A 7,848-nucleotide genomic window follows, 5' to 3' on the forward strand; every position below is an offset into this window, starting at 1 on the left:
TTCATACCTCCGTCGTTTTATTTAATAAGCGTTGTAATACCTCTTGATACACTGACACTAAATCACCTAAGTCATGGCGGAACACATCTTTATCTAATTTTTGTTTTGTGTTCACATCCCAGAGGCGACAGCTGTCTGGCGAAATTTCATCGGCTAGAACAATTGTTTGATTGTTCAGACGACCACATTCTATTTTGAAATCAACCAATAAAATATCAGCTGCTAAGAAACGTTGTTGTAATAGCGTATTAATGATTAATGCAAGTTCCTTTAACTCCGCTATTTCGGCAGTTGTTGCTAGTTTGAGATAACGCACATGGTCGTCATTAATGAATGGATCATCAAGTGCATCTTCTTTGTAGTAAAATTCAACAATTGGCTCAGCCAGTTCTTCGCCTTCAGCGACGCCTAATTTTTTAGCAAATGAACCAGCGATAACATTTCTGACGATAATTTCGATAGGTATTACAGTTACTTTTTTTACGAGTTGTTCCGTATCTGATAATGTTTCAAGTAAGTGTGTTTGCACACCGTTTTTTTCTAAAAAATGAAATAAGAGTGTCGATATTTGGTTATTTAATTTCCCCTTATCTGTAAACGCAGTTTTTCTAGCACCATTTAAAGCCGTTGTATCATCTTTATATGTCATCCATAAAATATCCGGTGATTCTGTTGCAAATAACGATTTTGCTTTACCTTCGTATAACAAGTGACCTTTTTGCATGATGAGTCCTCCATCTATTAGTTAATTAAGAGCGAATACTTTGAAAATTGCGAATACTTAAGAGGAGAAGACGTTATTCCGTCATCCCTCAGGGGTATTGCGCTGTACTTAACAACATCTTGCTAAGTACACTGCTCACCTTGTATTCAATTGTATGTGGTTGAAAAATTATTTGGAGATAAGACCTAGTCGTTCAAAGATAAAGTCTACTTTTGTTAAATGATAGTTATAATCAAAACATGCTTCGATTTCTTCTGCTGATAATTTACCAGCAATAATCGGGTTGTTTTCAACTAAGCCACGGAAAGGAAGTGATTCTTCCCAAGATGTCATCGCGAGTGGTTGAACCGTATCATACGCTTCTTCACGTGCCATCCCTTTATCAATCAATGTTAACAAAACGTGTTGTGAATAGATTAAACCATGTGTTGCTTCCATATTACGCTTCATGTTTTCAGGGAATACTGTTAAGTTTTTCACAATATTTCCAAAACGGTTAAGCATATAATCAAGTAAAATTGTTGCATCTGGCAAAATGATACGTTCAGCAGATGAATGCGAGATATCTCGTTCATGCCATAACGTTACGTTTTCGAATGCTGTCATCACATGCCCACGAACAACTCGTGCCAATCCAGTCATATTTTCTGAGCCGATTGGGTTACGTTTATGCGGCATCGCTGATGAACCTTTTTGCCCTTTGGCAAAAGCTTCTTCAACTTCGCGGATTTCTGATTTTTGCAAACCACGAATTTCTGTTGCGAATTTTTCAATCGATGTAGCAATCAATGCTAACGTACTGACATATTCAGCATGACGGTCACGTTGTAATACCTGTGTTGAAATTGGATCTGCAGAGATGCCAATTTTTTCACAAACATACGATTCAACAAACGGATCGATATTTGCATAAGTACCAACTGCACCCGAAATTTTTCCGAATTCGACAGTATGAGCGGCATGTTCAAAACGCTCTAAGTTACGTTGCATTTCTGAATACCATAATGCCAATTTCAATCCAAACGTTGTTGGTTCAGCATGAACGCCGTGTGTACGACCCATTGTAACAGTATCTTTGTGCTCGATTGCTTTATTTTTTATAATTTCAATGAAGTTATGCAAATCAGTGCGAAGTATATCGTTTGCTTGTTTAAGCAAATAACCATTGGCCGTATCAACCACATCTGTTGATGTTAGACCATAATGCACCCATTTTTTTTCATCGCCTAATGATTCTGATACTGAGCGAGTAAATGCAACAACATCGTGACGTGTTTCTTTTTCAATTTCAGCAATACGCGCACTATCGAATGAAGCATTCGCGCGAATTTTAGCCGCATCTTCTTTAGGAATCATCCCTAATTCAGCCCAAGCTTCATCAGCCAAAATTTCTACTTCTAACCATGCTTTATAACGATTTTCTGTTGTCCATATATTGCCCATCTCTGGTCGGGTATAGCGTTCAATCATTTAATTTTTCCTCCAATTAATCCCAAATACGGGTGTTTTTTAAATCTTCCAGCGCTGACTCAACATCATTCGTTAACAAAGTGATATGTCCCATTTTACGATTGTGCTTAGCCTCATCTTTACCATACATATGAATATGCCAATCTGGATGATGTGGAATTGCTGCATATACTTTATCAACATGTTGTCCTAATACATTAACCATTATTGCTTTTTTTAATAATTGTGGACGCTGTAATGGCCAATCTGCAATTGCTCTAATGTGTTGTTCAAATTGTGAAAAATCACATGCTTCAATCGAATAATGACCTGAATTATGCGGACGTGGTGCTAATTCATTAACATAAACTGCCTCATTTTTACCGATAAACAACTCAATGGCTAACGTACCAACCAAGCCTGTTTTTTGCGCTAACTTAGTCGCAATACTTTCAGCTTGTAAAATGACTTCAGCCGATAATCGAGCCGGTGCAATCGTTAAATGTAAAATGTTATCGCGATGTTCGTTTTCAACGACTGGGAACAATTGAATGTCTCCCGAATGATTACGCGATACAAGAATTGAAGCTTCTGAATCAAATGGAATCCATGCTTCAAGTACACATGGTCCGTATTGCAATAGTTTTGCAGCTTCTTCAATATCCTGCTCATCTTGCATAACTACTTGCCCTTTACCATCGTAACCACCGTTACTTGTTTTAAGCACAGATGGGAAACCAATGCCTGCAATTTTTGCATCAATATCTGTACGATCAACAATAACAGCAAATGGTGCCACATTTATGCTCAAGTCAGTCAAAAATGTTTTTTCTAAAATACGATCTTGCGTAATCGATAGTATCTCTGCATTTGGTGCTACTATTGTTTCATTCTCAACAGCTTGAAGCGCATTGTAATCAATGTTTTCGAATTCATAAGTGAGGACATCTGCACGTTGCGCCAATTGTTTAAGCGCTGTTTTATCATCATAGTCGGCAACAATCTGTTCATCACTCACTTGTGCACAAGGGCAATTTGCCACTGGATCAAGTACTATTACATAAAAACCGTTTGATTTTGCTGATAGAGCAAGCATTTTTCCAAGTTGCCCACCACCGATAATACCAATTGTTTGACCTGGATACAACTGTTTATTCAAGAAAATCACTACTTTCTATCACTGTATTTCGCATATCATTTCGATTGTCATCTAAGCGGGTGGCAATGTCATTGTCATTAATCCCTAAAATTTGAGCTGCAAGCAGCCCTGCATTTTTAGCACCAGCTTCACCAATCGCTACTGTTGCAACAGGGACACCACCTGGCATTTGTACAATGGATAAAAGTGAATCCATTCCATTGAGTGCACGTGATTGAATCGGGACACCGATCACTGGGAGCGTTGTTTTAGCTGCTACCATGCCTGGAAGATGTGCAGCACCACCCGCACCCGCAATAATTATCTGGATTCCTCGTTGGCGCGCTTGCTCTGCATATTCAAACATTAGATCTGGCGTTCGATGTGCTGAGACTACTTTTTTTTCATAATCAATCCCATACTGTTCCAATACGTCACATGCCAACTTCATTGTTGGCCAATCCGATGTACTTCCCATTATCACACCAATTTTGACAGTCATAAACGCCTCCACTTTTACTTAGTAATTAATCTATTTAAGATATACGATGTGTTAGATTGAGTTTAACACTCTCCCATTAAATTAAGATGAAAGGGTCATTTCTAATTATATCGTAATTTTTAATTATCTCTATTACTTTCAATATCATTGTAACAAATAACCCAAAATACTGTCAACCTATAATCGAACATTAAAACAATATATATATTTATTGTTCGTGTTTAGAGTTGAAACGTGTAATACCATACTATATTAAGCAAAAAAAAGCACAAAACAAATGTTTTGTGCTTTGGCTTACATAAAAAACAAATTAAACTATTTTATAATGATATGACGCCTTCGATTATTTCAGTTATTAAAACAATCTTTCAAAAAATTATAATGCGTCGCGTCCTTCATTTCCTGTTCTAATGTCCACGACTCTAACAATGGGATAAACAAATATTTTACCATCTCCAGGTTGCCCTGTACCCAAAACATGTTTGGTAACATCAATCACTGTATCGACTGGGACATCATGAACGACGATTTCGATTTTGATGCGTTCAAACACGCTAGAATCATGTTTCACACCACGATATAGTTCCAGTTCACCTTTTTGCAAACCTGTCCCTAATGCATTTGTTACAGTGATCCCAGTAATACCAACTTCCTTTAATGCTTTTTGCAGCTCATAAAACTTACCATCTCGTGTAATAATTTCAACTTTAAAGATACCTGTTTCCTCTACCATCTATAAAACCCCCTTTTGAATTATTCTCGATAAGCACGCTCACCATGTATCGTTACATCTAAACCAGTTTGCTCTGCTTTTTGATTGACACGTAGCGGTGTAATAAATGATACCACTTTAGCAATTAGATATGTCATCACGGCAACAAAAGCAATGGTAATAATAACTGCTAAAAACTGATCCCATACTAACATGGGGTTACCGCTGAAAAGACCATCCGTGCCTCCGACTGATGAAGTTGCAAACACACCTGTTAGCAACGCCCCAATTGTTCCTCCAATACCATGTAATCCAAACGCATCCAAAGCATCATCGTAACCAAGACGAGGTTTCAAGTATGCAATCGCCCAGTAACAGCCTGCTGCAGTTAGTAAGCCAATACACATCGCCCCTGTAATTGTGACAAAACCTGCGGCTGGCGTAATACCTACAAGCCCTGCCAACGCACCACTCATTGTGCCTAAAAACGTGGGTTTTTTTATAACAATCCATTCAATTCCTACCCAAGCAACAATACCAAAAACGGCTGCTGTATTCGTATTAACGAAAGCATGCATAGCAATATCAGTTAACCCAAGCGCACTCCCAGTGTTGAAACCATACCATCCTAACCAAACAAGCGTTGCACCTAAACCGACCAATGTTAAATTATGCGGCAACGCAATTTCTTTACGTTTGCCTAACATCAGTGCTAGTACTAAACCTGCTACTCCAGATGCAATATGTACAACTGTTCCACCTGCAAAATCGAGCGCTCCGATTTTTTCATCAATAAAACCTCCGCCCCAAACCCAATGGGCTACAAAAGTATAAACAAGCAATACCCATAAACTAATAAATAATAACCAAGCTGTAAAATTCATTCGTTCAGCCACAGCCCCACTAATAATTGCAACTGTTACAGCACAAAAAGTTAATTGGAACATCATGTTCAACACATCAGGTATACCTTCCTTAGGAATACTATAACCGACGTCTTTTAACCAAACATAATCAAAGCCTCCAAAAAATAAATTACCTGGTGAAAATGCCAAACTATATCCGACAATCACCCATAAAATAGAAACAACTACGATTGCAGAAAAACTATACATCGCGGTACTTAACACATTTTTAGTTTGCCCCATACCGCCATAAAAAAATGCTAACCCCGGCGTCATCAACCATACTAGTAGTGCACATATAAAAACAAATCCTGTATCTGCCATAAATTACATCCCCTTTTCAGATTAGTTGCTAGAAAACTATCCTTCTATGAGATTGAATTATAGGCAGATTTTCAAACGTAAGCAATAAAATACGGAATATTCTGTTTATTTTGTTACATAAGCTAACAAAATCAGTGTTTTTAATAGCTTATTAAGATGATACCGTTCTGTCCAGCTTATTAAATCGATTAAAACGGGATTTTTGAAACAGCAAATAATAAAAATGGGATGGCTACCAAAGCAGACAAAGTACTCAGCGTGACCATGATTGCAGCATAATCTGCATCCGCACCACTCGCTCGCGCAATGACAGGTGCATTTGTCATTACTGGCATAGCTGATTGGATAATAAACACCTCTTTCATCAGCATGGGTATATCTGCAAAATATACGAGCCCAATCATTATTGCTGGCGCAATTATGAAACGACCTAATAGAATCCCAAAGGCATCTTTTGATAAACGAACATTTTCAATTCCTGCCCGATAAATACAAATACCAATAAAGATCATTGATAACGGAGTTGTCATTCCACCAATGTATTTCATATCATCCATAATAAATTTAGGAAATTGGACATTTAATAATAAAAGTAAAATAGCCACTAAAAAAGCGATAAAAGGGGGCGAAAAAACACGTGATAAAACTGTTTTAACCGATGGTTTACCCATTTCACTGTTTTCGCCATCCTTACTAATCAAATAAACACCTAATGTCCAAAAACAAAGCGTATTTGCCATAAAATAAATTAAAACATACGGTAAACTACTTGTCCCAAATAACGCGAGGTTAACAGGAAGACCGATAAATAATGTATTTGAGTTTAAAAACATCGACGCAAACGTACCACGTCGTCCCTTTCTCACACGAAATATCCGCGTCATTAACAATGACACAATGAATAATATTCCCATTGATAATAACGGATACATTAAACCAGGAACAAGGTCAATTAGTTTATCTCTTGTGAAATCGGTGAGAATATTGTAAATCATATACATCGGTAAAGATACCACAATTACTAAACGTACGATAACACCCGTTGTGCGCTCGTCAAACCACTTTCGACTACATAGGTAATATCCTAACCCTATCATTACTAGAATCGTTAATATCCCTTCTGCGCCTTGCATAAGTATGGCCATTTTTTCTCACCCGCCCTTTTTAAAATACTATTAGTATACCACTGCTTGATTGCGTTATCTTCCTAAATCGAGAAATTTCATTAATGTCCTTTTATTTTTCTCTCTATTAAAATAAGGCCAAACTTATGAGCTTTCAAAGATACGCCTACCGATTAAAAAATCGCTAATCATTATTTTCCATTCTTTTCAGTTCTGAATAAGCTTATGTGTTCTTTCAATTTAATAATTGCAACTACACGGTGCGTTACTTTACATTCATTCTGTTGTAGCATTAAATTAACAAACAAATAAAAAAACACAGGAGTAATGTTATGAAAAAAACGAGTAAGTATTTAATTGGTATTTTATCTTTCACTCTATTTTTCACATCTTTTTCGCCGATTGCATCTACCGTTTCTGCAGAACGACTGGAAAACAAAAAATATTAGATAGTACTTTTTAAAATGAAGATGTTGTTAGTGCTTCTTTAGTTAACGAAGTAACTCAAAAAATTATCATGTGAATTCGTCTCAAACTAAAGGATGGGGAAGTGTTGGCCGTATCTTAATAAAAAAATTCGGGAAAAGATACGCAACCCAAGTTTTACCTAAAAAAATATATTCCAAGATGCCAAAATTCGTGAAGAAAAAAATTTCTCAAAAAAGTTTCGTTGCCGGGTGGAGCACTTATGTATTATTAAGTCCTTTGGATGAAATGAAATCTGGAGTATCCCAATTTCTACAAAAAAAAGGCGTTCCTAGAATGATTGCTAACTCAGCTGGTTATATAGCTCAAGAAATGGTTTGGGCTATCATATAATAGGAGTGTAAAATGAAGGAGTGACCTCTATAGATCAGCTGAAATTAATTTTTACGATAATTTTATCTATTATAATTGCTGTGTTAAATTTTCATGCGAAGCAATATCTCACTTTTTCTATCATGTTAATTGTTGTCTTGTTACTTTTTAC

At 36.7% G+C, this 7,848-nt stretch carries 8 protein-coding genes; 1 reads left to right on the plus strand and 7 read right to left on the minus strand.

The annotated features are described in order from the left end of the window. Window position 1: 1 nt before the first annotated feature. The 7 genes from purC to IKV95_RS01930 all read right to left on the minus strand — a co-directional run bounded on the left by purC (window position 2) and on the right by IKV95_RS01930 (window position 6,899). Window positions 2-724 carry a phosphoribosylaminoimidazolesuccinocarboxamide synthase gene (purC, locus tag IKV95_RS01900; RefSeq protein ID WP_069125099.1) on the minus strand — a complete coding sequence of 241 codons (723 nt, stop codon included), beginning with the start codon at window positions 722-724 and terminating at the stop codon, window positions 2-4. A 168-nt stretch (window positions 725-892) separates the two neighbouring features. Then, window positions 893-2,194, minus strand: a complete 1,302-nt coding sequence (gene purB, locus IKV95_RS01905) for an adenylosuccinate lyase (RefSeq protein WP_029090600.1) — start codon at window positions 2,192-2,194, stop codon at window positions 893-895. Between the two features lie 16 nt (window positions 2,195-2,210). Further along, the gene (purK, locus tag IKV95_RS01910; RefSeq protein ID WP_069125098.1) at window positions 2,211-3,332 is read right to left on the minus strand and encodes a 5-(carboxyamino)imidazole ribonucleotide synthase; all 1,122 of its coding nucleotides are present in this window, start codon (window positions 3,330-3,332) and stop codon (window positions 2,211-2,213) included. Further along, window positions 3,325-3,813, minus strand: coding sequence for a 5-(carboxyamino)imidazole ribonucleotide mutase (gene purE, locus IKV95_RS01915; protein ID WP_069119305.1), 489 nt, complete (start codon window positions 3,811-3,813; stop codon window positions 3,325-3,327). Before purE ends, purK begins: the two co-directional genes overlap by 8 nt. A gap of 376 nt (window positions 3,814-4,189) precedes the next feature. Continuing rightward, window positions 4,190-4,546, minus strand: a complete 357-nt coding sequence (locus IKV95_RS01920) for a P-II family nitrogen regulator (protein WP_029090603.1) — start codon at window positions 4,544-4,546, stop codon at window positions 4,190-4,192. Window positions 4,547-4,566: 20 nt separating this feature from the next. Continuing rightward, on the minus strand, window positions 4,567-5,754 hold the full coding sequence (locus IKV95_RS01925; protein WP_029090604.1) for an ammonium transporter: 1,188 nt from the start codon (window positions 5,752-5,754) through the stop codon (window positions 4,567-4,569). A gap of 188 nt (window positions 5,755-5,942) precedes the next feature. Beyond that, entirely contained in the window at window positions 5,943-6,899 is a 957-nt protein-coding gene (locus IKV95_RS01930; protein WP_029090605.1) for an AEC family transporter, read from the minus strand. A 618-nt stretch (window positions 6,900-7,517) separates the two neighbouring features. Between IKV95_RS01930 and IKV95_RS01935 the strand changes: the two genes are divergently transcribed. Beyond that, window positions 7,518-7,697, plus strand: a complete 180-nt coding sequence (locus IKV95_RS01935; RefSeq protein ID WP_287451357.1) for a hypothetical protein — start codon at window positions 7,518-7,520, stop codon at window positions 7,695-7,697. The last annotated feature ends 151 nt before the right edge of the window (window positions 7,698-7,848 follow it).

The sequence above is a fragment of the Brochothrix sp. genome, assembly GCF_017549435.1.
Classification (GTDB): Bacteria; Bacillota; Bacilli; order Lactobacillales; family Listeriaceae; genus Brochothrix; species Brochothrix thermosphacta.

What these genes read in the sequence shown, in the direction of transcription:
- purC (WP_069125099.1), bottom strand. Translation starts at nt 724, where the DNA reads ATGCAAAAAGGTCACTTGTTATACGAAGGTAAAGCAAAATCGTTATTT.
- purB (WP_029090600.1), bottom strand. Translation starts at nt 2,194, where the DNA reads ATGATTGAACGCTATACCCGACCAGAGATGGGCAATATATGGACAACA.
- purE (WP_069119305.1), bottom strand. Translation starts at nt 3,813, where the DNA reads ATGACTGTCAAAATTGGTGTGATAATGGGAAGTACATCGGATTGGCCA.
- IKV95_RS01920 (WP_029090603.1), bottom strand. Translation starts at nt 4,546, where the DNA reads ATGGTAGAGGAAACAGGTATCTTTAAAGTTGAAATTATTACACGAGAT.
- IKV95_RS01925 (WP_029090604.1), bottom strand. Translation starts at nt 5,754, where the DNA reads ATGGCAGATACAGGATTTGTTTTTATATGTGCACTACTAGTATGGTTG.
- IKV95_RS01930 (WP_029090605.1), bottom strand. Translation starts at nt 6,899, where the DNA reads ATGGCCATACTTATGCAAGGCGCAGAAGGGATATTAACGATTCTAGTA.